At 46.8% G+C, this 22200-nt stretch carries 19 protein-coding genes and 1 tRNA gene; 16 read left to right on the forward strand and 4 right to left on the reverse strand.

Annotated elements, in window-relative coordinates; translation table 11 throughout:
* Positions 1–27: 27 nt before the first annotated feature.
* The 3 genes from DIJ65_RS12705 to DIJ65_RS12715 are packed head-to-tail and all read left to right on the forward strand — an operon-like array spanning position 28 to position 3385.
* Positions 28–1632 carry a putative polysaccharide biosynthesis protein gene (locus DIJ65_RS12705; protein WP_391527606.1) on the forward strand — a complete coding sequence of 535 codons (1605 nt, stop codon included), beginning with the start codon at positions 28–30 and terminating at the stop codon, positions 1630–1632.
* Complete coding sequence (gene yabN, locus DIJ65_RS12710; RefSeq protein WP_117302901.1) at positions 1629–3092, forward strand: bifunctional methyltransferase/pyrophosphohydrolase YabN; 1464 nt, start codon at positions 1629–1631, stop codon at positions 3090–3092. Before DIJ65_RS12705 ends, yabN begins: the two co-directional genes overlap by 4 nt.
* A 2-nt stretch (positions 3093–3094) precedes the next feature.
* The gene (locus tag DIJ65_RS12715; protein ID WP_112225014.1) at positions 3095–3385 is read left to right on the forward strand and encodes an RNA-binding S4 domain-containing protein; all 291 of its coding nucleotides are present in this window, start codon (positions 3095–3097) and stop codon (positions 3383–3385) included.
* Positions 3386–3516: 131 nt separating this feature from the next.
* On the opposite strand, the gene argF is transcribed toward DIJ65_RS12715, so the two are convergent.
* The 3 genes from argF to DIJ65_RS12730 are packed head-to-tail and all read right to left on the reverse strand — an operon-like array spanning position 3517 to position 8619.
* Entirely contained in the window at positions 3517–4467 is a 951-nt protein-coding gene (argF, locus tag DIJ65_RS12720) for an ornithine carbamoyltransferase (protein WP_117302899.1), read from the reverse strand.
* Entirely contained in the window at positions 4464–7556 is a 3093-nt protein-coding gene (gene carB, locus DIJ65_RS12725; protein ID WP_071152127.1) for a carbamoyl-phosphate synthase (glutamine-hydrolyzing) large subunit, read from the reverse strand. The genes argF and carB overlap by 4 nt, the downstream gene beginning before the upstream one ends.
* Positions 7549–8619, reverse strand: coding sequence for a carbamoyl phosphate synthase small subunit (locus tag DIJ65_RS12730; protein WP_071152126.1), 1071 nt, complete (start codon positions 8617–8619; stop codon positions 7549–7551). The genes carB and DIJ65_RS12730 overlap by 8 nt, the downstream gene beginning before the upstream one ends.
* Before the next feature lie 282 nt (positions 8620–8901).
* On the opposite strand from DIJ65_RS12730, the gene DIJ65_RS12735 reads away from it, so the two are divergent.
* A complete protein-coding gene (locus tag DIJ65_RS12735) occupies positions 8902–9288 on the forward strand; it encodes an FtsB family cell division protein (protein ID WP_071152125.1) in 387 nt (128 codons plus the stop codon).
* 139 nt (positions 9289–9427) lie between these two features.
* The gene (locus DIJ65_RS12740; protein WP_071152124.1) at positions 9428–9847 is read left to right on the forward strand and encodes a S1 domain-containing RNA-binding protein; all 420 of its coding nucleotides are present in this window, start codon (positions 9428–9430) and stop codon (positions 9845–9847) included.
* Between the two features lie 271 nt (positions 9848–10118).
* Here the strand turns inward: DIJ65_RS12740 and DIJ65_RS12745 are convergent.
* Positions 10119–10192, reverse strand: a tRNA-Met gene (locus tag DIJ65_RS12745).
* 121 nt (positions 10193–10313) lie between these two features.
* On the opposite strand from DIJ65_RS12745, the gene tilS reads away from it, so the two are divergent.
* The 11 genes from tilS (at position 10314) to lysS (ending at position 21735) form a co-directional block, all read left to right on the forward strand.
* Positions 10314–11726: a tRNA lysidine(34) synthetase TilS gene (gene tilS / locus DIJ65_RS12750; RefSeq protein ID WP_117302897.1), complete on the forward strand. Its 1413-nt coding sequence runs from the start codon at positions 10314–10316 to the stop codon at positions 11724–11726.
* An 11-nt stretch (positions 11727–11737) separates the two neighbouring features.
* Positions 11738–12289, forward strand: coding sequence for a hypoxanthine phosphoribosyltransferase (hpt, locus tag DIJ65_RS12755; RefSeq protein WP_117302896.1), 552 nt, complete (start codon positions 11738–11740; stop codon positions 12287–12289).
* Between the two features lie 120 nt (positions 12290–12409).
* Entirely contained in the window at positions 12410–14419 is a 2010-nt protein-coding gene (gene ftsH, locus DIJ65_RS12760; RefSeq protein ID WP_117302895.1) for an ATP-dependent zinc metalloprotease FtsH, read from the forward strand.
* Positions 14420–14534: 115 nt separating this feature from the next.
* On the forward strand, positions 14535–15302 hold the full coding sequence (locus DIJ65_RS12765; RefSeq protein WP_117302893.1) for a type III pantothenate kinase: 768 nt from the start codon (positions 14535–14537) through the stop codon (positions 15300–15302).
* 18 nt (positions 15303–15320) lie between these two features.
* Positions 15321–16202, forward strand: a complete 882-nt coding sequence (gene hslO / locus DIJ65_RS12770; protein WP_117302892.1) for an Hsp33 family molecular chaperone HslO — start codon at positions 15321–15323, stop codon at positions 16200–16202.
* The gene (locus DIJ65_RS12775) at positions 16186–17130 is read left to right on the forward strand and encodes a peptidyl-prolyl cis-trans isomerase (RefSeq protein ID WP_071152150.1); all 945 of its coding nucleotides are present in this window, start codon (positions 16186–16188) and stop codon (positions 17128–17130) included. Before hslO ends, DIJ65_RS12775 begins: the two co-directional genes overlap by 17 nt.
* 88 nt (positions 17131–17218) lie before the next feature.
* Complete coding sequence (gene cysK, locus DIJ65_RS12780) at positions 17219–18154, forward strand: cysteine synthase A (RefSeq protein ID WP_071152151.1); 936 nt, start codon at positions 17219–17221, stop codon at positions 18152–18154.
* Between the two features lie 143 nt (positions 18155–18297).
* Positions 18298–19110 carry a dihydropteroate synthase gene (folP, locus tag DIJ65_RS12785; RefSeq protein ID WP_071152152.1) on the forward strand — a complete coding sequence of 271 codons (813 nt, stop codon included), beginning with the start codon at positions 18298–18300 and terminating at the stop codon, positions 19108–19110.
* Positions 19110–19475: a dihydroneopterin aldolase gene (gene folB, locus DIJ65_RS12790; RefSeq protein WP_071152153.1), complete on the forward strand. Its 366-nt coding sequence runs from the start codon at positions 19110–19112 to the stop codon at positions 19473–19475. The genes folP and folB overlap by 1 nt, the downstream gene beginning before the upstream one ends.
* Positions 19472–19957 (forward strand): 2-amino-4-hydroxy-6-hydroxymethyldihydropteridine diphosphokinase, encoded by a 486-nt coding sequence (folK, locus tag DIJ65_RS12795; RefSeq protein WP_071152154.1) that lies wholly within the window; start codon positions 19472–19474, stop codon positions 19955–19957. The genes folB and folK overlap by 4 nt, the downstream gene beginning before the upstream one ends.
* Positions 19958–20250: 293 nt before the next feature.
* Complete coding sequence (gene lysS, locus DIJ65_RS12800) at positions 20251–21735, forward strand: lysine--tRNA ligase (RefSeq protein ID WP_071152155.1); 1485 nt, start codon at positions 20251–20253, stop codon at positions 21733–21735.
* Positions 21736–22200 lie beyond the last annotated feature (465 nt).

Below are 22200 nucleotides of genomic sequence, written 5' to 3' on the forward strand. Positions count from 1 at the left end.
AGGGATGAATGGAATGGGTGAAGCCGGTTGAACACAGAAGGTGCGATGAAATCATTTATGAAAGGCGCGGTCCTTCTGACGCTGGCCGGCCTGATCGTGAAAATTCTCAGTGCGGTCTACCGGGTGCCCTTCCAGAACATGGTCGGGGACCAGGGTTTCTATATTTATCAGCAGGTATATCCGTTTATCGCGGTTTTCGGCATCTGGACCTCATACGGATTTGCTGTTGCCGTTTCCAAAATGCTGGCCGATTCCGACCGGCAGGAGCATCGGGCCATTTTCCGCATCGCTTTCTGGGTGATTGCCGGAATCTCGCTCGTGATATTTGCGGCTCTCTTTCTGGGCGCAGACCTTTTGGCGGCGTGGATGGGCGATGGCCAGTTAAGCGGCTTGTTGAAAGTAGGATCTTTTGCGGTGCTCCTGATGGCGCCTCTCGCGGTCATGAAAGGTTCCTTTCAGGCAAGCAGCCGCATGGAGCCGGTCGCTTATGCACAGGTTACTGAGCAGGTAATCCGCGTGGCGGTCATTCTGCTGGGCACCTGGATTGTCGTCACGAATGGATTCTCGCTATACACTGCGGGCCAGACAGCGATGCTGGGTGCGGTCATAGGAGAATTGGCGGCAGTCGGCTTGCTGATTTATTTCTTCTATAAAAAAATTGTATGGCATCCACAGCCGGCAGCGGTCCCCCTGTGGCCGACGGTCAAAAAGATGCTGGTAATAAGCCTGAGCGTCAGCATGAGCTCGTTGATCCTGCTGATTTTTCAGATGGCGGATTCTTTCAGCGTTTTCCGCCTGCTTGAGGCAAGCGGATGGGAAACGCTCCGGGCAATGGAACAAAAAGGCATCTACGACAGAGGCCAGCCACTTGCCCAGTTCGGGTTGCTAGTGGCCACATCACTAGCGCTGTCGATTGTGCCGCTGGTTGCGCAGATGCAGCGCAAAAAGAATGGCCGTTCAGCACAGCTTTACGCCAAACTCGCTTACCGGATTTCGCTCTTGTTCGCCGTCGCGGCTGCAGCGGGACTGACCTTTGTCATGCCCTATGTCAATGAAATGCTGTTTCAGACCAGGGAACAATCAGCAGCGCTCATTGTTTTCAGCTGGCAGATTGTCTGGATGTCGTTGCTCCTGATACTTACGGCATTGCTGCAGGGCATAGGAAAAGTTCGCGTGCCTGCGCTCCTGATGGCGGGTGGCCTGGTGGTGAAAATCATCGGCAACTGGCTGCTGGTTCCGGTTTACGGCGTGATGGGGGCTGCGCTGGCGGGGAATCTGGGGCTCGCATTTATTGTTTGCGGGCTGGTCCTGTACTTTAAAATACAATGGCCGCTGCAATTTGCCCCTCCCCGTTTTTACGGCTGGCTGTTTGCAGCATCGGCCGCGATGGGCGCAGTCGTGCTCGGATGGGCAGTGTTTACGGACTGGACGCTGTTCGATGCATTGCCAAGCCGGTTCGCGGCAACGCTGACAGCGCTGACCGCAGTGCCGCTGGGCGCTGCTGTGTTCCTGGTCTTAATTGCGCGGAGCCGCATCATTACGGAAAAACAATGGTATGTCATGCCGTTCGGCCGGAAAATGGCGAAACTGCAACTGGCCATCAATTCAAAGAAAAAAGGTGATGGACGATGAATACGATCCATATTATCGGACTCGGCGCTGGCGATCTCGACCAGCTGCCGCTCGGTGTTTATAAAAAACTGAAAAACGCGGACCGCTTATATGTACGGACCGCAGACCACCCTGTGCTCGCCGAATTGGCGAATGAAGGGCTGGCGTACGAAAGTTTTGATGAAATTTACGAAAAGCACGATGATTTCGCGCCGGTCTACAAAGAAATTGCCGATACCCTGCTCACACTTTCGACAGACGGACCCGTCGTTTATGCCGTTCCGGGCCATCCGCTTGTGGCAGAGCAGACCGTGCAGCATCTCATCGAAGCGGAAAAAGCGGGAAGCTGCCGATTAAGCATCGAAGGCGGCAGCAGCTTTCTTGATGCGGTGTTCGGTGCATTGCGCATCGATCCGATCGACGGCTTCCAATTGGTGGACGGCACGACGATGGACAGTGACCGTTTGAACATGTCACAGCACATTCTCATAGCGCAAATTTACGATACCTTCAGCGCTTCGGAAGCCAAATTGACGCTGATGGAGAAATATCCGGAGGATTATCCGGTCACCATCGTCACGGCTGCCGGCTCAGCGCAGGAAAAATTGCGGACGGTGCCACTCCATGAACTCGACCGTGCCGCTGAAATCGACAACCTGACGACGGTTTACGTGCCGCCGTCCACAGATACGCAGGAACAACTGAAGGAATGGCAGACCTTCCGCTCGGTCATCGCCACGCTGCGCAGTCCGGAAGGCTGTCCGTGGGACCGTGAGCAGACGCACGAAAGTTTGATGCCATATCTTTTGGAAGAAGCGCATGAACTTTTGCAGGCGATCGAGGAACAGGACGACGACGCCATTGCCGAAGAGCTGGGCGATGTTTTATTGCAGGTGTTCCTGCATGCCCAGATCGGCCAGGATAATGGCTACTTCCAGCTTGAAGATGTGCTCGAGGCGATCAGCGCCAAAATGATCCGGCGCCACCCGCATGTCTTCAGTGACACAGAAGTCGGAGGATCGGCTGACGTGGTCAGCAATTGGCAGGCCATCAAAGCTGAGGAAAAACCGGCGGCCGCGTCGTTATTGGATGGCCAGGAGCGCTTCAGTTCGTCGCTCACGACGTCTTTCAATTATCAGAAACGGGCGGCGAAGGCCGGCTTCACGTGGCCGGATGCGGCAGGTGCGTGGGACAAATTCGAAGAGGAACTGCAGGAATTCCGCAGTGAGCTGGCGAATGGTTCCAAAGAACACCAGCTCGACGAACTCGGAGACTTGTTGTTTACGCTGGTCAACATCGCACGTTTCCATGAATTGTCGCCGGAACAGGCGATGGTCGGGGCCAATCGCAAATTTCGCAGCCGCTTCAGTTTCGTCGAGCAAAAGGTCAACGAAGGCACCGGCCGCTTCCATGATTACACGTTGGAACAGCTGGATGAGTTTTGGAACGAAGCCAAGCTATTGGCAAGAAAGGGAGAATAACAATGCGCCTCGATAAATTCCTGAAAGTTTCCCGGCTCATCAAACGCCGTACACTCGCCAAGCAAGTGGCAGATCAGGGCCGGATCACCGTAAACGGCAATAAAGCCAAAGCAAGTTCGGTCATCAAGGAAAACGATGAACTGCAGATCCGTTTCGGCCAGAAAGTCGTAACGGTGCGGGTGGATATGTTGAAAGAAAACGTCCGCAAAGAAGAAACAGCGAATATGTATACAATCCTGAAAGAAGAGAAGTTGGATAAAGTTGAACCTGAGTTTATCGATGACGAAGCGTAGGGGTTGAGAAAGTAAAAAGCTGCACAGTGAGTATCACGCTCACTTGCAGCTTTTTTACGTATATCGGTGTAAAGCTGAGATCTTACTTAAAAAACAGAGGCTTACACTTTGATGCATTACTTAGTGCGTATTTATTTCCCCATAAGGGCGACCAATAACGCTTTTTGCACATGCAGACGGTTTTCTGCTTCCTGGAATACCACCGAGTTAGGACCTTCTAAAACGCCTGTTGATACTTCTTCCTCGCGGTGAGCAGGCAAGCAGTGCATGAAGATATAATTAGGATTGGCATGTTGAACAAGTTGTTCATTGACTTGAAAGCCATTGAAATCTTCCATTCGCTCAAGCGCTTCCGCTTCCTGCCCCATGCTCGCCCAAACATCAGTGTAGATGACGTCGCTATCGGTTGCCGCTTCGACCATGTCTGCAGTTACGTGAATTTTGGAACCGGTATGGATAGCAATACTTTTCGCCAATTCAACCATTTCCGGTTTTGGCGCATATGCGGGAGGACAAGCAATAGTAATATCCATCCCAACTTTTGCAGCACCGATCATCAAAGAATTAGACATATTATTGGCATCACCGATATAAGTCAGCTTCTTGCCAGTAAAATTGCCGAAATGTTCCTGGATCGTCAATAAGTCTGCGAGCACTTGGCATGGATGGAAATCGTCGGTCAATCCGTTGATCACCGGTACACTGCTGTTGTCAGCAAGTTCCTCTACGATCACCTGTTCAAAAGTACGAATCATAAGGCCATCCAGATAGCCGGACAGTACTTGAGCGGTGTCAGCGATACACTCGCCGCGACCCATTTGAATGTCACGCGTACTGAGGTATATGGCATGTCCGCCAAGCTGCAGCATACCAGCTTCAAATGAAACCCGTGTACGGGTGGAAGACTTCTCGAAAATCATCCCAAGGATTTTTCCTTGCAGCAGCGGCAAGTGTTTGTTTTCCGGTTTTTTCAGCTCTGCAGCCAAAGCCAGCAACTCCAGGATTTCTGAAGAGCTATAATCTTTTAGTGATAATAGGTGATTCTGGACAATTTGTGGAACATACGGCAACGTCAAGGTCATTTGGCAAGCACTCCTTTTTTGCTTTTCATATATTTTACAGGTTCTTTGAAGACGTTGATTGTCTCAATGCGCGTCCATACATGAAGACGATGAACGGCAGCTTGAGACGCTTGAACTTTATCCGGGTTCGGGGTTAAATCGATATAAGCTTTTTTAGGTGTGGTTTTCAGCCATTCGGTGAATGGCAGTGATGCTTCTGTAAATAGGGTGAAACCTTGGCTTTCCCAAAAATCTGTTTCGACCAATGGCAAAGATTTTTCAGTGATGAAAATACTCCCGTCTTCCGTCAAATCGGCCAATTGCTGAGAAGCTCCGATCAATGCTTTTTGCATCGCGATGGCAGAATCCGGATTTTGGCCGATTACTTCACCGGTGGACATCATTTCAGGTGATAGAACAGGCGACAGTCCAGGCAGCTTGATATGTGAGAACACTGGTGCTTTAACGGTATATTCAGGTTGACCGTTATACAGGTTAGCAATATCGAGCTCATGATACGGGACGCCGAGCATAAGAGCTGTGGCCAATTGTACCAATGGTACATCGGTCACTTTTGCACTGATCGGTGCCGTACGCGAAGCCCGGGGATTGATTTCCATAACGAATAGCTGTCCTTCTTCATAAACAAATTGAATATTAAACAAACCAGTGTAATCCATGTTCTTGGCTATATGCTTAGCAGTTGCAGTCAATTCCTCCAGTTCGGCGTTTGTCAGGGAAACAGGCGGGGTAATGGAAATGCTGTCACCTGAATGGACGCCGGTTCCTTCGATATGCTCGAAGACGGCTGATACCCAAGTATTTTCGCCATCGGTTAGAATATCCGTTTCCACTTCTTTGCCGGTGATGAAATGATCGACAAGGACCGGGAAAACAGCTTCAGTCTGTGCTAACCAGTCTTCAAGCTCTTGCTTATTATTCAGCACGTTCATGCCCTTGCCGCCAATCACATAGGAAGGACGCAATAAGACCGGATAGCCAAGCTTTTCAGCAAATTGCGGAACTTCTTCTGGCGTGGATGCCGTGAAACTTGGAATCGTCTGCAAACCGATTGACTCGAGGAATGAATAGAATCGGTCACGATCTTCCATTTGGTCCAGCAAATCGGCTGATGAACCGAGAACATTGATGCCCGCTTCTTCAATTGCAGCGGCAACGTTTAGGGACGTCTGGCCGCCAAATTGGACAATAACGTCTGTGATATTTTCAAAGTCGAGCACATTCAAAATATCTTCCGCAGTCAACGGTTCAAAATAAAGCGCATCGGCAATTTCGTAATCGGTGCTGACGGTTTCCGGGTTGTTGTTGATCATTATTGCTTCGTAACCGAGCTTTTGAAGCGCCATGACGCTGTGGACACAGCAATAATCAAATTCAATCCCTTGACCGATGCGGATTGGACCGGAGCCGATCACCGCCACTTTTTTGCGGGCTGACTGCCGTACGTCAGAAGAGCCGTTCCAGCTGGAGTAATAGTAATTTGTTTGGGAACGAAATTCTGCTGCACATGTATCAATGACTCGGTAAGCAGGAAGCAGATTCCAGCTTTTGCGTTGTCCCCAAAGCTCTGAAACGGAAATTTCCCATAATCCAGCCAATTGCTGATCGCTGAAGCCAAGTTTCTTTGCCTGCAGCAGGCGTTCGGATGTCATATCGTCCCATGACAATAAATGCAGTTTATGCCATTCATCAACAATGCGCTTCAATACATAAAGGAAATACGGTGTAATGCCTGTCAATTGTTGCAGGTAATGGATGCTCTTATTACGGATCAGCAATTCGAAAAGTACGAAGAGGCGGCGGTCATCCGCTTCTACAGCCATTGTTTCGAGTTGGTTCGTCGGCATATTGGAAAGTACCGGAAGCCGGAAGCCGTCAAGTTTTATATCGAGTGAGCGGATAGCCTTTTGAAGTGCTGCTTCCATGCCGCGTTCGATCGCCATAACTTCGCCTGTCGCTTTCATCTGCGTACCAAGCAAACGATTGGCATCCTGGAATTGATCAAATGGCCAACGCGGGATTTTTACCGTCACATAATCAAGTGCCGGCTCAAAGCTGGCAAACGTGGTGCCGGTCACGGGGTTCTTTAATTCAGAAAGCGAATAGCCGATTGCCAGCTTCGCCGCAATTTTGGCGATTGGATAACCTGTAGCTTTTGAAGCAAGCGCCGACGAGCGACTCACACGCGGGTTTACTTCAATTAAATAATAAGCTGACGTCTCGGGATGAAGTGCAAACTGCACATTGCAGGCACCGATAATCCCCAGCGCTTCGATAATGTTGATGGAGGCACTCCGCAACATGTGGTATTCCCGGTCGTTCATCGTCTGGCTCGGAGCTACTACAATAGAATCGCCGGTATGTACACCGACCGGATCAAAGTTTTCCATGTTGCAGACAGTGATGCATGTGCCTGCGGCATCGCGCATTACTTCATATTCGATTTCCTTATAGCCGGCAATGCTTTTCTCGACAAGGCATTGCTTGATGGGACTAGCACTCAAACCTTGACCGACAAGCGTGATGTAAGTGGCTTCATCCTGAGCAATACCGCCTCCGAAGCCCCCAAGTGTATAAGCTGGTCGAACGATTAACGGATAGCCGATTTGTTCAGCAAATTCCAGTGCGCTCTCGATTGAATAAATAATATCGCTTTGAGGCACAGGTTCATTCAATGCGTTCATCAAGGCGCGGAACTGTTCACGGTCTTCAGCTTGCCTAATGGAATCGATGTTGGTGCCTAAGAGTTTTATATTGAATTTTGCAAGAATCCCTGCATCTGATAATGCCATAGCCAAATTCAGGCCTGTTTGGCCACCTACAGTTGCGAGCAGGCCGTCGGGGCGTTCTATTTTGATAATGGCCATCAAGCTTTCAATATTTAGCGGTTCAAAATAGACTTTATCGGAAATCGTTTTATCGGTCATAATTGTTGCTGGATTATTATTGACGAGAATCACTTCAATGCCTTCGTCTTTTAAAGCAAGGCAGGCTTGTGTGCCAGAGTAATCGAATTCAGCAGCTTGGCCGATGACAATGGCTCCTGAACCGATAACAAGAACTTTTTTAATATCTTTGTTTTTAGGCATGTATTTTCACCTTCTTTTTCTGCTTTGCAGTGGATAGGAATTGGCTGAACAATTCAAGATGGTCTGCGGGTCCCGGCGCCGCTTCCGGATGGAATTGCACAGTCATGATTGGAAGTTTCGGATGGAAAAGCCCTTCGATACTGTCATCATTGACGTTTTTATAAAGAACGGCAAACGGTGTTTGTTTGATACTGTCATCCTCTACTACATAACTGTGGTTTTGGGAGCTCATTGCAACACGCCCGGTTTTCAAGTTTATGACAGGGTGGTTGGCTCCGCGATGGCCGAATGGCAATTTCGTTGTGTTTGCTCCGAAAGCTGAAGCAATTACCTGATGCCCCAAGCAGATGCCAAAAGTGGGGTAACGTTCTGCCCAGTCCCGGTAAATCGGGAAACGGGAAGATAACGCGGCGGGATCTCCCGGTCCATTCGAGAACAATAGGCCATCAAGTTGAAGAAGATCCAATTGTTCGGTTGACATTGTATATGGAAGGACGCTGACTTTACATTGCTGCTTCAATAATTCGGTGAGAATGGTGGATTTGTAATGGAAGTCGACCAAGCCGATATGGATTTCACCTTCACCAAATGTCACGATCTCTGCGTGATTGTCAGCACCTGAAAAGAAATCGGTTTGCACCGGCGGCCAGTGAACAGGTGTGACAGAAGATGAACTAATATGTGACTGCATAGTGCCCGACTCGCGCACAGCTTGGATGACAGAGCGTGTATCGACACCGCTTAACACGGGGACATTCGCAATTTCTGTAAAGCGTCTAAGCGTCATAGCCCCTTTTTCTACAGGTCCATCATATAATTCAGTCACTACAATGCCTGCTGCTTGAATTTTCTCTGATTGAAGGTGACTGGCTTTAACGCCGTACTGCCCAATCAATGGATAAGAGAACACAATGATTTGGCCTTTATAGGATGGATCAGTCAATACCTCTTCATACCCTGTCATCCCGGTGAAAAATACAATTTCACCTTGAACAGTTCCCGGAATTCCGTTCCAATGCCCTTTGAATGAAGCTCCGTTCGCTAGCGTCAATAATCCCGTCATTATTACTGCCTCCTTAAATTATTCATTAAAATGTATATTTATTAAAATGGAAATTCTAAAGAACTGAGAGTAATTAGGTATTATATAGGTTTTATAATATAGTACTTCATAATACAGTCTGTATAAATATTAAGTCAATAGTATATTTATAAATTAATGCAAAAGAAATATTAATTTAAAATTGAAAAGTTACAATAATTAGGGACGGAATTAAAAAAACCCTTATAAAAGTAAGGGGTTTCATGTATAATGACTACAACGTAAGCAAAGGGGGAACAAGTCATGAGTTTGAAGAGAGAAAAGACCACCGCCTCTCCGGAAGTCGCTTCAATACGAAATGACTATGTCCGCTCGGTGGAACGCAAAGAAAAAAGGCAGATGGCTCATAAGGTACGGCTATTCAGAAGACTGGCTGTTTTCGGACTTGTGGTCCTGCTGGCAAGCATATGGGTCGGAACGACAATTTATGCGCAATCCCAGACAATGGGCGAAAAAGAGCAATTGCGGGAAGAAGCTCAGCTTGCAATGAAAGAAGTCCAAAAAGAACAGGCCCAATTGAAAGAGCAGATCCTTCTGCTGAATGACGATGAATATTTGGCGAAGCTGGCCAAAAAAGAGTTGTTTGTTTCAGAACAAGGTGAAATTATCTTTACATTGCCTGAGAAGTGAAGAAAAAACGTGTTAAAAAGAGTCGTCAGTTGACACTCTTTTTTTCATGGTTATAATATAAGTGTGACATAAAAACTGTCACCATAACCTAATGGCTTTTAAAACGCCATCTTAATTTTTAAGGAGGAGCATTTTTTTTATGTCGATTGAAGTAGGCAGCAAGTTAGAAGGTAAAGTTACAGGTATTACGAATTTTGGAGCGTTTGTTCAGCTTCCCACTGGTGCCACAGGCCTCGTGCATATTAGTGAAGTCGCCGACAACTATGTAAAAGATATTAACGATCATTTAAAAGTTGGGGAAATGGTTGAAGTTAAAGTGATGAATGTGGAAGCTGACGGCAAAATCGGCCTTTCCATTCGCAAAGCAAAACCACAGCCAGCCGGTGCAACAGAACGACCACAACGCCCACGTCCAAGCAATCGTTCATTCGAGCGCGCGCCTAAAGAGAATTTTGAAACAAAAATGGCGAAGTTCCTGAAGGACAGCGAAGAGAATATGACGACATTGAAACGCGCTACAGAATCCAAGCGCGGTGGCCGAGGTGCAAAAAGAGGCTAACTTGCTAGCTGTTTTAATGGCATGGAAAAAATGCTTCAGCACAGCTGAACTATATTGATAGTGGAACGCTTCTCAATCGGGAAGCGTTTTTTTCTAATAAAATTCCTGAGAGCTGTAATAGGCAGGGGAACAGGACAGTTGTTCTCAAAAGAGCAGCCGGCAGTGGCCAAAGCATCTGGCAGGCATCCCTGCGACGAGATTCACGCTCAGCTGGAAAACAGGACATAAAAAAATAAGCGTCCCCACAAGAGGGACGCTTATTTCTATAAGATGGCGGCAGAGGGGATCGAACCCCCGACCTCACGGGTATGAACCGTACGCTCTAGCCAGCTGAGCTACGCCGCCATGTTGAAACGGACATTTCATATCATACTATCGAAAAGGCAACAAGTCAATTGCGATTTCAAAAAAATTGCTATTTCAATAAAACAGATATCAGCCGCACGATAACAAGGAGGGATCACAAGTGAAGAATTTTCACGAGCAGGTGGCGGATTACACAACAAAGTATAAACTTCTGGAATCTGGAGATCGTGTACTTCTCGGCTGCTCGGGCGGGATTGATTCAATGGTGCTGCTGCATTATTTGAAAACAAATGAAGCCGCGCTGGCGGTTACTGTCGAAGCCGTCCACGTCAATCATATGCTGCGCGGGGAAGAAGCGGATGAAGACCGGCAGTTTACAGAAGCCACCTGCAAACAATGGGGAATTCCCTGTTACAGCCGCGACATTCCGATTCCGGATATTCTCGCAACCTCCGGCGGCAACAAACAACAGGTTTGCCGGCAGGAACGGTACAGTTATTTCGAAGAGATGATGTCAGAAACAGACGCCTCCAAATTCGCCACTGCCCATCATGCAGATGACCAGCTCGAGACCATTTTGATGTCAGGGTTGAGGGGAACTCTGCAAACCGGTTCTTTCGGTATGCCATCAAGCCGGCCGTTTGGAAATGGAAAGCTCGTCCGTCCGCTGCTGGCGGTCACCAAGCAGGAGATTGCCGCATACGCTACAGCCAATGCGGTTCCGTTCAGGGAAGACCCGAGCAACGCTGAAAACCTTTATACGCGCAATCGAATCCGTAAAAACGTTGTGCCTGTTCTTAAGGACGAAAACGCTGACGTATCGAAACAGTTTGTGGAGTTATCCCAAAGTCTGCAGGAAGACCAGCGTTTCCTGACTGAGTTGGCGCAGGAGAAACTGGATTTACTAGTTTCTCTTGATGAGCAGGAAATCAAATTGTCAGCCGAAAGATTCAGATCCCATGCATCTGCTTTACAAAAAAGAATGGTTCTACTACTATTAAACTATCTATATGTTGGTGAGCAAGTAATTGTTCCAAGGCAACTTGCCGAACAAGTGCAGGAAATGATGCAAAGCTCTTCCGGCACCGTTTTTCTGCATTTACCCCAAAAATATATGATGATTCGGCAATACGATCATGTTTTATTCAGCCGCCGAGACATGGAATCCGCTCCCCAAGAAAGCAGTTTGCCGATTACCGGTGAATGGTCGGTGGCGGTTAAGGGTTTTCGTTATAAATTGGTTCCTGTTCAAAACTTTGCGGAAACGCCGGATATTAACTCCTGGTATCTTTCGGGAGAAGATGAACCGCGGCTGCAGCTCCGAAGCAGGCTTCCAGGTGACCGAATCAGGCTGCCTGGAATGTCACATTCCAAAAAAGTGGCAAGGTTGATGATTGATGAAAAAATCCCATCTCTTTTGCGGAGGGATTGGCCAGTCATTACAGACAGTGAAGGCGAAGTTTTACTGGTGCCGGGTTTGCGTCCGTCACAGCGTATCAGCCGCTTCCTGCGCCCGGAAGACAAATGGGTGCTTGTGGAACAAAAATGTGAAGATCGCGCAAGCGAATTATAGGAGGCCCACTTATGTTGCAGAAAGACATCGAAGAAATATTGATCTCTGAAGAAAGACTTCAGGAAAAAGCCCGTGAACTTGGAGAAATCCTGACGACTGATTATAAGGACAAATATCCTTTGGCAATCGGCGTACTGAAAGGTGCGATGCCTTTCATGGGCGATTTGATGAAACGGTTCGACGGCTATGTCGAAATGGATTTTATGGATGTTTCGAGTTATGGCAACGCTACTGTTTCTTCAGGAGAAGTAAAGATCATCAAAGATTTGAATGCCAGTGTGGAAGGCCGCGATTTGTTGATCATCGAAGATATTATCGACAGCGGTTTGACGCTCAGCTATTTGGTGGACCTCTTCAAGTACCGGAAAGCAAATTCCATTAAAATTGTCACTTTGCTGGACAAACCAAGCGGCCGCAAAGTGGATTTAAAAGCAGATTATATCGGTTTTGAAGTTCCTGACGCTTTTGTCGTTGGATACGGGCTTGATTTTGCGGAAAAATACCGCAACCTGCCTTATATCGGTATTCTCAAGCCAGTGGTTTACAGCGAAGAACAGGAATAGACATAAGATATTCACAGTCTGCCGATTAGCCCCGCCATGCGAGTGCTTATCGTTGTAAGCTTAAATGTTCCTATGTTAGTATTTAGTATAGTTTTGGGAAACTTTGTGAGGAGGCTCGGGATGAATCGAATATTTCGATACACCATATTTTATTTACTGATTTTCCTAGTTATTATCGGTATTCTGGGGACATTTAATAACAGTGGCCAACCAACTGAAGATATAGGATATAACGAATTTTTGCAGGCCCTGGAAAATGGTCAGATCGATGAAGTGACCATACAGCCTACGTCCATGGTCTATGAAGTGACCGGGTCATTGGACAGTTACGATGAAGAACAGTCATTTGTAACAAATATCCCTCTGGAAAATGAAGCTTTGATGAATCAGATCGATGAAGTTGCGAGAGCTGACGGTGCAGAGATCACGTATGTGGAAGCACCGCAGACAAGCGGCTGGGTCCAGTTCTTCACAGGCATTATTCCTTTCATCATCATCTTCATCCTTTTCTTCTTCTTGCTAAACCAATCACAAGGCGGCGGAGGCGGCCGTGTGATGAACTTCGGCAAAAGTAAAGCGAAGTTGTATGACGATCAGAAGCAGAAAGTGCGCTTCGATGATGTAGCCGGAGCGGACGAAGAGAAACAGGAACTCGTTGAAGTTGTCGACTTCCTGAAAGATCCACGGAGATTCGCTGATATTGGCGCCCGTATTCCGAAAGGTATTTTGCTGGTCGGACCTCCGGGTACCGGTAAAACATTGCTTGCACGTGCGGTTGCAGGAGAAGCGGGAACACCGTTCTTCTCAATCAGTGGTTCTGATTTCGTGGAAATGTTCGTAGGGGTCGGGGCATCACGTGTCCGCGACCTGTTCGAAAATGCCAAGAAAAATGCACCTTGTATCATCTTCATTGATGAAATTGATGCAGTTGGACGTCAGCGTGGCGCAGGCCTCGGCGGCGGACATGACGAACGTGAACAAACATTGAACCAACTATTGGTTGAAATGGATGGTTTCGGCGCGAACGAAGGAATTATCATTATTGCTGCAACAAACCGTCCGGATATTCTGGATCCGGCACTTCTGCGCCCTGGCCGTTTTGACCGCCAGATTACAGTTGGCCGTCCGGATGTAAAAGGTCGCGAAGAAGTATTGCAAGTCCATGCACGAAACAAGCCGCTTGACGAATCTGTAGATATGAAAGCTATCGCTCAACGTACTCCAGGTTTCACAGGCGCCGATCTGGAAAACTTATTGAATGAGGCAGCTTTGGTTGCAGCACGCCGCAGTAAACTCAAAATCGACATGTCCGATATCGATGAAGCGACGGACCGGGTTATTGCCGGTCCAGCTAAGAAGAATCGTGTCATTTCGAAGAAAGAGCGTAATATCGTCGCTTATCATGAATCTGGCCATACGGTCATCGGACTGGTATTGGACGACGCGGATATCGTCCATAAAGTAACAATCGTCCCTCGCGGACAAGCTGGCGGATATGCCGTAATGCTGCCACGTGAAGACCGTTACTTTATGACAAAACCTGAATTGCTTGATAAGATTGCCGGTTTGCTTGGCGGCCGTGTCGCTGAGGACATCACATTCGGAGAAGTCTCAACTGGCGCCCATAACGATTTCCAACGTGCTACGGCTATCGCCCGCAGCATGGTGACGGAATACGGGATGAGTGACAAAATTGGGCCGATCCAATTTGGTCAGGCACAGGGTGGAAATGTTTTCCTTGGCCGTGACTTTAATTCAGAGCAGAATTATTCAGATGCCATTGCATTTGAAATTGACCAGGAAATCCAACGCATCATCAAAGAGCAATACATCCGCACAAAAGAGATTCTTACTGAAAACAAAGAACTTCTCGAATTGCTTGCGACAACGTTGCTTGAAATTGAAACATTGGATGCCGGGCAAATTCTGCACTTGAAAGAACACGGTACTCTTCCAGAGCGCTCGTATGAAGCGCTGAATGGAGAATATGAAGATAAAAATGTCGATCTGGAAAAAGATAAAGAACTTCCTGACGTAACAGGAGCACCGAGCGATCCTTCATCTGGAGATCTTCCAAGTGAAGAACAGTCGGGCGAAGTGAAAGATCCTATCCAGGAAGAGCGTAAATAACAAGGCTGAAAGCTGGTTGTCCGATTCCGATAAGGAAGAGGGGACCAGCTTTTTTCTTTCCTATAAAACTATGGTATGATATTTTGGAAAATTACATATAAATGGGGAACGCATAATGATTTTAGTAATGGACATCGGAAACAGTAATATTGTCATGGGTATTTATGATCAATCAGTATTGACCCACCATTGGCGAATGGAAACAGACCGCCACAAAACCGAAGATGAATATGGAATGCAGGTCAAGGCGTTTCTGCGAGATGTCGATTTGAAAGTCACTGATGTTAAAGGAATCATCATGTCCTCGGTAGTTCCGCCGATCATGTTTTCGTTGGAACGGATGGCCTCCAAATATTTCGGCCTTAAACCGCTGACTGTGGGTCCGGGTCTGAAAACAGGTCTAAATATCAAATATGAAAACCCTCGGGAAGTCGGTGCAGACCGCATTGTTAACGCAGTGGCAGCAATACACGAATTTGGAGGTCCGCTGATTATCGTCGATTTCGGGACAGCAACCACTTACTGTTACGTCAATGAAGCAGATCAATACATGGGCGGAGCCATTGCTCCGGGCATCGCCATCTCAACAGAGGCCCTTTACAGCCGAGCTGCAAAATTGCCGCGCATCGAAATTGCGCGACCGGAAAACATTATCGGCAAAAATACGGTTTCTGCCATGCAGTCCGGCATCGTCTACGGTTTTGTCGGACAGGCAGAGGGCATCATTGCAAGAATGAAACAACAGAGCAGTGAAACGCCGACCGTAATTGCGACCGGAGGAATGGCTGCATTAATAGCAGCTGAATCGAAGCTTATCGACAAAGTGGAGCCATTTTTAACATTAAAAGGACTCTATTTAATCTATAAGCGCAATGAAGCATAACAAGAAAGGGCGATTGGAATGGCAGATTATTTAGTACGGGGGCTTGGCTTTGGCGGAAGTGTCCGCGCGTTCGCAGTGGACAGCACCGAAACGGTGGGTGAGGCTCAGCGCAGACATATGATGTGGCCGACTGCAACAGCGGCAGTGGGGCGTTTAATGACTGGCGGTGTAATGATGGGAGCCATGCTCAAAGGCGATGACAAAGTCGTTTTGAAAATAGATGGCGGCGGACCGCTGGGTGCGATTCTTGTGGACAGCAATGCGCATGGCGGAGTAAGGGGCTACGCAAAAAACCCGCAAACACATCTCGAGCTCACTGACAAAAAGAAATTGGATGTTGGTGGGGCAGTCGGTACTGAAGGCATGGTATCGATAATCAAAGATTTGGGGATGCGTGACTATTTCACGGGCCAGAGCCCGATTGTTTCAGGAGAAATTGCAGAGGACCTCACTTATTATTTTGCGGTATCAGAACAAGTTCCTTCTTCAGTAGGACTCGGCGTCTTGGTGGATACGGACAATTCTGTACTGGCGGCAGGCGGTTTTATTGTCCAAATCATGCCGGATGCGGAAGAAGGCACAATCTCCAGACTGGAAGAACGTTTGGCTAATATCGAGCCGTTTTCAAAAATGATTCAACGGGGGTTAACCCCGGAAGAGATTTTGGAAGAGGTTTTTGGCGAAGGCAATATTGAAATTTTGAATAAAATACCGGTGAAATTCGAATGTAATTGCTCCAAGGAACGTTTTGCTGAAGGGATTATTGGACTGGGGAAAGAGGAGATCCAAAAAATGATCGACGAAGACGGCGCAGCTGAAACACAATGCCATTTCTGCCTGGAAACGTACAGCTATTCAAAAGAAGAATTGGAAGCATTAATCGATGAGTTACAATCGTGACAACGGTCGCCCCGGCGCATCACCGGGTGAAACGGGTAGACCGAAAAGAAGATTAAAAACAAAACCTTTAATGATATTGCTGCTGATCCTGCTGGCCGGCAATTTACTGTGGTTCATTGCATGGCTCATCCCCGATGATCCTGGGGGCAATGAGGAAGTGGCTTCTGTAAGTGGCAAAGAAATATCGCGCCAGGAATGGATGGCGGCAATGGAAGAGCAGCACGGACGAGAAACCTTGCTCGATCTTGTAAATTTGAAAGTGATGGAAACGGCAGCACAGGAATATGATATTAAAGTAAGCGATAAAGAAGTCGACCTTGAGTTGGCGCTGATGCGTTCGGCGCGGGATGGCAGTGAACAAACGCTTTACTCCGCGGATGGCGAGCGGGTGAGGGAAAAGTTGCGGGCGCAGCTGATTTTGGAGAAAGTGCTGACGAAGGATGTCGTCATCGATGAAAGCGCAATTGAAGCTTTTTATCAGGAAAACCAATCTCTCTATGATATTCCCGATTCCTATAGGGCACGGCTGATTTTAGTGAAATCAACAGAAGAAGCTCAGGCTGTCATAGCGGAACTTGAAAATGGCTCTTCGTTCGAGGCGCTGGCGAGGGAGCGTTCTGTTGATGCAGCGACCGGAAGTCTCGGCGGTGACATAGGATATGTGGTTCCTGGCCAGTCGACTATTGATGAAGCGATAGCAAATGCAGTCGCTGCAGTCGATGTGAACAATTGGTCAGAGCCGCTGACGATGGCGGATGGCCGCGTGGCGGTGATCACGGTTACCGATAAAGCGAAAGGCCGGACCTTTACATATAAAGATGTCGAAGGACATATCAGTCGTGAACTGGCTCTTGAACAATTGCCGCAATCCGTTACTCCGGAAGCTTTTTGGCAGGAGTTTGAAACCGAATGGTTCTACGGCGAATAAAGCCGGTTGTTTGACAGTGGAGGTTAAACATTGATACGATAAGTCTACGAAATGCCGATTAAATTACTAGGGATTAGGAGTGTTGAAAATGGCTCGTATTGCAAATGGTATTACAGATTTGATTGGACAAACGCCTATCGTCAAATTAAACCGTCTGACCGGCACCGAAGACGCTGAAGTTTATTTGAAATTGGAGTATTTCAACCCGGGCAGCAGCGTGAAAGACCGCATTGCCCTGTCCATGATCGAGGCGGCTGAAAAATCCGGTGATTTAAAAGAAGGCGACGTCATCATTGAACCGACCAGTGGCAATACCGGCATCGGGTTGGCAATGATTGCCGCTGCCAAAGGATATAAGGCTGTTTTGGTGATGCCCGATACAATGAGCATGGAACGCCGAAATCTTCTGCGTGCTTACGGAGCAGAGCTCATTTTGACTCCGGGGGCAGAAGGTATGAACGGTGCCATCAAAATGGCAGAACAGCAAGCGACTGAAAATAAATGGTTCATGCCTCAACAATTTAATAATGAAGCGAATCCGGAAATTCATCGCCTTACGACGGGCCCCGAAATCGTGGAAGCGATGGGCGGGCAATTAGATGCCTTTGTTTCCGGCATAGGAACCGGCGGTACCATCACAGGAGCCGGAGAGGTACTGAAAGAGAACTATCCGGATATTCTGATTGTTGCAGTAGAGCCGGCGGATTCACCGGTATTATCCGGCGGTAAACCAGGGCCGCATAAAATCCAGGGAATTGGAGCAGGATTTGTTCCGAAAATATTGAACACAAAAATTTACGATGAAGTCATACAAGTCTCGAATGAGCAATCTTATGAAACTGCGCGAAAAGTTGCGCGTGAAGAAGGCATTCTTGGTGGAGTTTCTTCCGGCGCAGCGGTGTACGCTGCGCTTGAACTGGCAAAGCGTTTGGGTAAAGGGAAGAAAGTTCTGGCAATCCTGCCGTCTAACGGAGAACGTTACCTGAGCACGCCATTATATCAATTCGAAGAAAAAAATACCTGATCTATTATTAAAGGGCATGCCGGCGCATGCCCTTTAATTGTGGTGTGAAAACCGCTGTTCGCGGTAAGATGGATACATAACGAATACTTAAAATATTTTCCGGGAAATAAAATAACTATTAATCAAAATGGAGGGTGCCGGTTTTGGATATTGATTTTACTGGAAAAACCCTGATTATGGGGATCTTGAATGTCACTCCTGATTCCTTTTCGGATGGCGGAAAGTACAGCTTTTTGGATAATGCCGTTGCACATGCCAAAAAAATGGCAGAAGAAGGAGCCGATATCATAGATGTGGGCGGAGAGTCTACTCGTCCCGGACATAAACAGATATCTGTGGAAGAAGAAATTGCACGGGTGGTTCCGGTCATCAAGGCAATAAAAGAAGAGCTGGATATAGCTCTTTCCATTGATACTTATAAATCGGATGTGGCGGAAGCGGCAATAGCCGCCGGCGCCGATATTATAAATGATGTTTGGGGTGCGAAATACGATCCTGCCATAGCAGCGGTCGCAGCAAACCACCAGGTGCCAATCATTTTGATGCACAACCGTAACCATACGTCCTATACTGATTTCTGGAATGAAGTGAAAAGTGATATGGAAGAAAGTATTACTATAGCTTTGGAGGCCGGTGTGAAGAAAGAGCAGATTTGGCTTGATCCGGGCATTGGATTCGGTAAAGATACCCACCAGAACATCGAGATGATGCAGTTGTTGGACCGATTTGTCGGCTTGGGTTATCCGGTTTTGTTGGGCACTTCCCGAAAATCAATGATTGGAAAAGTGCTGGATGTTCCTGTAAGTGAGCGGCTGGAAGGGTCTTTGGCTACAGTCTGCTACGGTGCTGGAAAAGGATGCAGCATCGTACGGGTGCATGATGTGAAAGAAACGGCACGGGCATTGAAGATGACCGATATATTGAATGGTAAAGTGAAGTATCAGGAGGCGGAATGATGGATTATATTCATTTAAATGAGATGGAATTTTATGGCTATCACGGGGTTTTCCCGGAGGAGACAAAACTTGGCCAGCGGTTTCGGCTGACGGTTTCATTGGCTGTCGATTTGAAAAAGGCAGGAGAAACGGATGGACTGGAGCATACTGTCCATTACGGAGAAGTGTATGGTGCATGCCAATCGATAGTGGAGGGGGAACCGAGAAAGCTTCTTGAAGCAGTTGCAGAAAATCTCGCAGCTGAAATACTTTCTACATTTTCTTTAGTTAAAGGCATTCGCGTGCAATTAATCAAACCTGATCCACCAATTCCAGGCCATTATAAATCCGTGGCGGTCGACATCACCAGAGGAGAGTTCCTATGAATGAAATTTATTTGTCGCTTGGATCGAATATGGGCGATCGCTTGGAGATGCTGAAACAAGCTGTCCGCACATTAGTGAAACATCCTGAAGTGAATGTTCTAAAAATCTCCTCATTATATGAAACAGATCCTGTCGGATATACTGAGCAGGATGCATTCCTGAATATGGTTGTTTATTTGCAGACTGATCTTTCTGCGCTGGAATTGCTTGATTTATGCCAGGGCATCGAAAGAGAACTGAATCGTAAACGCGATGTCAGATGGGGCCCGCGGACAATAGACCTTGATATTCTTCTCTTCAATCATGACAACATAAAAACAGAGAGGCTCATCATTCCACATCCCCGTATGCATGAACGGGCCTTTGTTTTAGTTCCCTTGCTGGAGCTTGATCCCGCTCATGATTTCACGGAACCTCAAAGAGATGGTATAAAGTTATGGGAAACATATGAAAGCATCGATTCGTTTTTATTTGAACAGTAGAATAGCATGAAGAGTGCTGAATGGAATTGAAAATCCAGGTTGCTTTGCAGTTATATAGAAGAACAAGTGAATAAGCACGACGAGAAATGGAGTGCCTCCACATTGGCGGGCTTCACACACGGTACGGTTTAAAAACCTATTGGTCATGAAGCAGTGGAGAGTGTTAATTTAATCAGGTAATATTAAGCTGCCATAAATTCTAGGCAGCTTTTTTATGTAGTAAGGAGAAAAATTGTGTACAATAGATAAATACACGAACGAGCGTGGTTTTTATAGATAAAGGAGTGTAGGGAATGTCAGAAGAGTTAAACGATCAATTATTGGTGAGACGCCAAAAAATGCAACACTTGCGTGATAGCGGAATAGATCCGTTCGGCGCTAGATACGAACGAACGCATTTATCAGAAGAAATCGTGCAGGAGTATGATAAATTTACCAAAGAAGAGTTGGAAGAAGCGGGGCATGAAGTAGTAATTGCCGGTCGAATTATGACGAAACGGGGCAAAGGGAAAGCGGGATTTGCTCATCTTCAGGACTTAAAAGGCCAAATTCAGATTTATGTCCGTAAAGATGCTATAGGAGAAGAAGCTTACGGCTTCTTCAATACAGCGGATCTGGGAGATATTATCGGTGTTAAAGGAACGGTGTTCAAAACAAATGTAGGTGAATTATCGGTAAAAGCAAAAGAAGTGGAATTTCTCACAAAAGCTTTGCGTCCTTTACCGGAAAAGTTCCATGGCTTAAAAGATGTTGAACAGCGCTACCGTCAACGCTACCTGGATTTAATTGCAAGTGAAGGAAGCAAAGAAACCTTTATTCTCCGCAGCCGCATTATTCAAGCAATGCGACGCTATCTGGATGATTTAGGGTTTCTGGAAGTTGAAACGCCTATGCTTCACTCAATTCCCGGTGGAGCAGCAGCTCGTCCGTTCGAAACTCATCATAATGCTTTAGATATGGAGCTTTATATCCGGATTGCAATAGAGTTGCACCTGAAGCGCCTAATCGTGGGCGGTTTGGAAAAAGTGTACGAAATTGGCCGAGTATTCCGTAATGAAGGAATATCGACCCGTCATAACCCGGAATTTACGATGCTGGAACTCTACGAAGCATACGCCGACTACAATGACATTATGGAGCTCACTGAAAATTTGGTTGCTCATGTGGCACAAGAAGTTTTAGGCACTACAACCGTACACTACAATGGAGAAGAAATTAATCTGGCACCTGGCTGGAAACGTCTCCATATGGCAGATGCTGTTAAAGAATATGTAGGAGTGGACTTTTGGAAGCCTATGACAAAGGAAGAAGCCCAATCTTTGGCTAAAGAACATAATATTGAGGTTAAACCAACCATGGAAACAGGACACATTTTAAATGAATTCTTTGAGCAAAGAGTGGAAGAACAACTAGTCCAGCCGACATTTGTCTATGGTCATCCAGTAGAAATTTCACCTCTCGCCAAAAAGAATTCCAAAGATGAACGTTTCACAGACAGGTTTGAATTATTTATTGTGCGTCGAGAGCATGCGAATGCGTTTACTGAATTGAATGATCCTATTGATCAGCGTCAGCGTTTCGAAGCCCAACTTCTTGAAAAAGCTGAAGGTAACGATGAAGCGCATGAAATGGACGATGATTTCATAGAAGCACTTGAGTATGGAATGCCTCCAACTGGAGGGTTGGGAATCGGAATTGATAGACTGATTATGTTATTGACTGACTCGGCATCTATTAGAGATGTTCTCCTATTCCCACAAATGCGTCCGCGAGAATAATCATATGAAATAACAAGAAGGTCAGTGCATTTTACTGAGCCTTCTTTTTTTTTGAAAAATGCTTGTCATCTTATTTAGATAGTGATACAATATTTCTTGTCGCGTTTTTAATTCATATATTAGTTTACCGTTAAAAAGATGAAGTAATTAATTTTGTTGACATCTTTCGGGTGAGCTGGTAGTATTGAAAAGTCGCTGTCGTAATTAGTGATAATAAAATTTTTGAACCTTGAAAACTGAACAGCAAAACGTCAACGAAAGACGTCACGAGCGCCTTGGCGCGAGAACGGCTTTTGCGATGGTCGCCTTCAGGCGATCGGAGCACCGCCTTCGAACTACTTGGGTTCGTGACTTAACTTACTGATCAGCATTCGTGCAGATCAAAGCGAATCGCTTGTCTTCGGACGGCGATGCGCCAGCAGTATTGAGCAATCAACACTACTCTATAATGGAGAGTTTGATCCT

The organism is Planococcus salinarum (assembly GCF_007004625.1).
Classification (GTDB): Bacteria; Bacillota; Bacilli; order Bacillales_A; family Planococcaceae; genus Planococcus; species Planococcus salinarum.

What these genes read in the sequence shown, in the direction of transcription:
- yabN (WP_117302901.1), top strand. Translation starts at nt 1,629, where the DNA reads ATGAATACGATCCATATTATCGGACTCGGCGCTGGCGATCTCGACCAG.
- DIJ65_RS12715 (WP_112225014.1), top strand. Translation starts at nt 3,095, where the DNA reads ATGCGCCTCGATAAATTCCTGAAAGTTTCCCGGCTCATCAAACGCCGT.
- argF (WP_117302899.1), bottom strand. Translation starts at nt 4,467, where the DNA reads ATGACCTTGACGTTGCCGTATGTTCCACAAATTGTCCAGAATCACCTA.
- carB (WP_071152127.1), bottom strand. Translation starts at nt 7,556, where the DNA reads ATGCCTAAAAACAAAGATATTAAAAAAGTTCTTGTTATCGGTTCAGGA.
- DIJ65_RS12730 (WP_071152126.1), bottom strand. Translation starts at nt 8,619, where the DNA reads ATGACGGGATTATTGACGCTAGCGAACGGAGCTTCATTCAAAGGGCAT.
- DIJ65_RS12735 (WP_071152125.1), top strand. Translation starts at nt 8,902, where the DNA reads ATGAGTTTGAAGAGAGAAAAGACCACCGCCTCTCCGGAAGTCGCTTCA.
- DIJ65_RS12740 (WP_071152124.1), top strand. Translation starts at nt 9,428, where the DNA reads ATGTCGATTGAAGTAGGCAGCAAGTTAGAAGGTAAAGTTACAGGTATT.
- hpt (WP_117302896.1), top strand. Translation starts at nt 11,738, where the DNA reads ATGTTGCAGAAAGACATCGAAGAAATATTGATCTCTGAAGAAAGACTT.
- ftsH (WP_117302895.1), top strand. Translation starts at nt 12,410, where the DNA reads ATGAATCGAATATTTCGATACACCATATTTTATTTACTGATTTTCCTA.
- DIJ65_RS12765 (WP_117302893.1), top strand. Translation starts at nt 14,535, where the DNA reads ATGATTTTAGTAATGGACATCGGAAACAGTAATATTGTCATGGGTATT.
- hslO (WP_117302892.1), top strand. Translation starts at nt 15,321, where the DNA reads ATGGCAGATTATTTAGTACGGGGGCTTGGCTTTGGCGGAAGTGTCCGC.
- DIJ65_RS12775 (WP_071152150.1), top strand. Translation starts at nt 16,186, where the DNA reads ATGAGTTACAATCGTGACAACGGTCGCCCCGGCGCATCACCGGGTGAA.
- cysK (WP_071152151.1), top strand. Translation starts at nt 17,219, where the DNA reads ATGGCTCGTATTGCAAATGGTATTACAGATTTGATTGGACAAACGCCT.
- folB (WP_071152153.1), top strand. Translation starts at nt 19,110, where the DNA reads ATGGATTATATTCATTTAAATGAGATGGAATTTTATGGCTATCACGGG.
- folK (WP_071152154.1), top strand. Translation starts at nt 19,472, where the DNA reads ATGAATGAAATTTATTTGTCGCTTGGATCGAATATGGGCGATCGCTTG.
- lysS (WP_071152155.1), top strand. Translation starts at nt 20,251, where the DNA reads ATGTCAGAAGAGTTAAACGATCAATTATTGGTGAGACGCCAAAAAATG.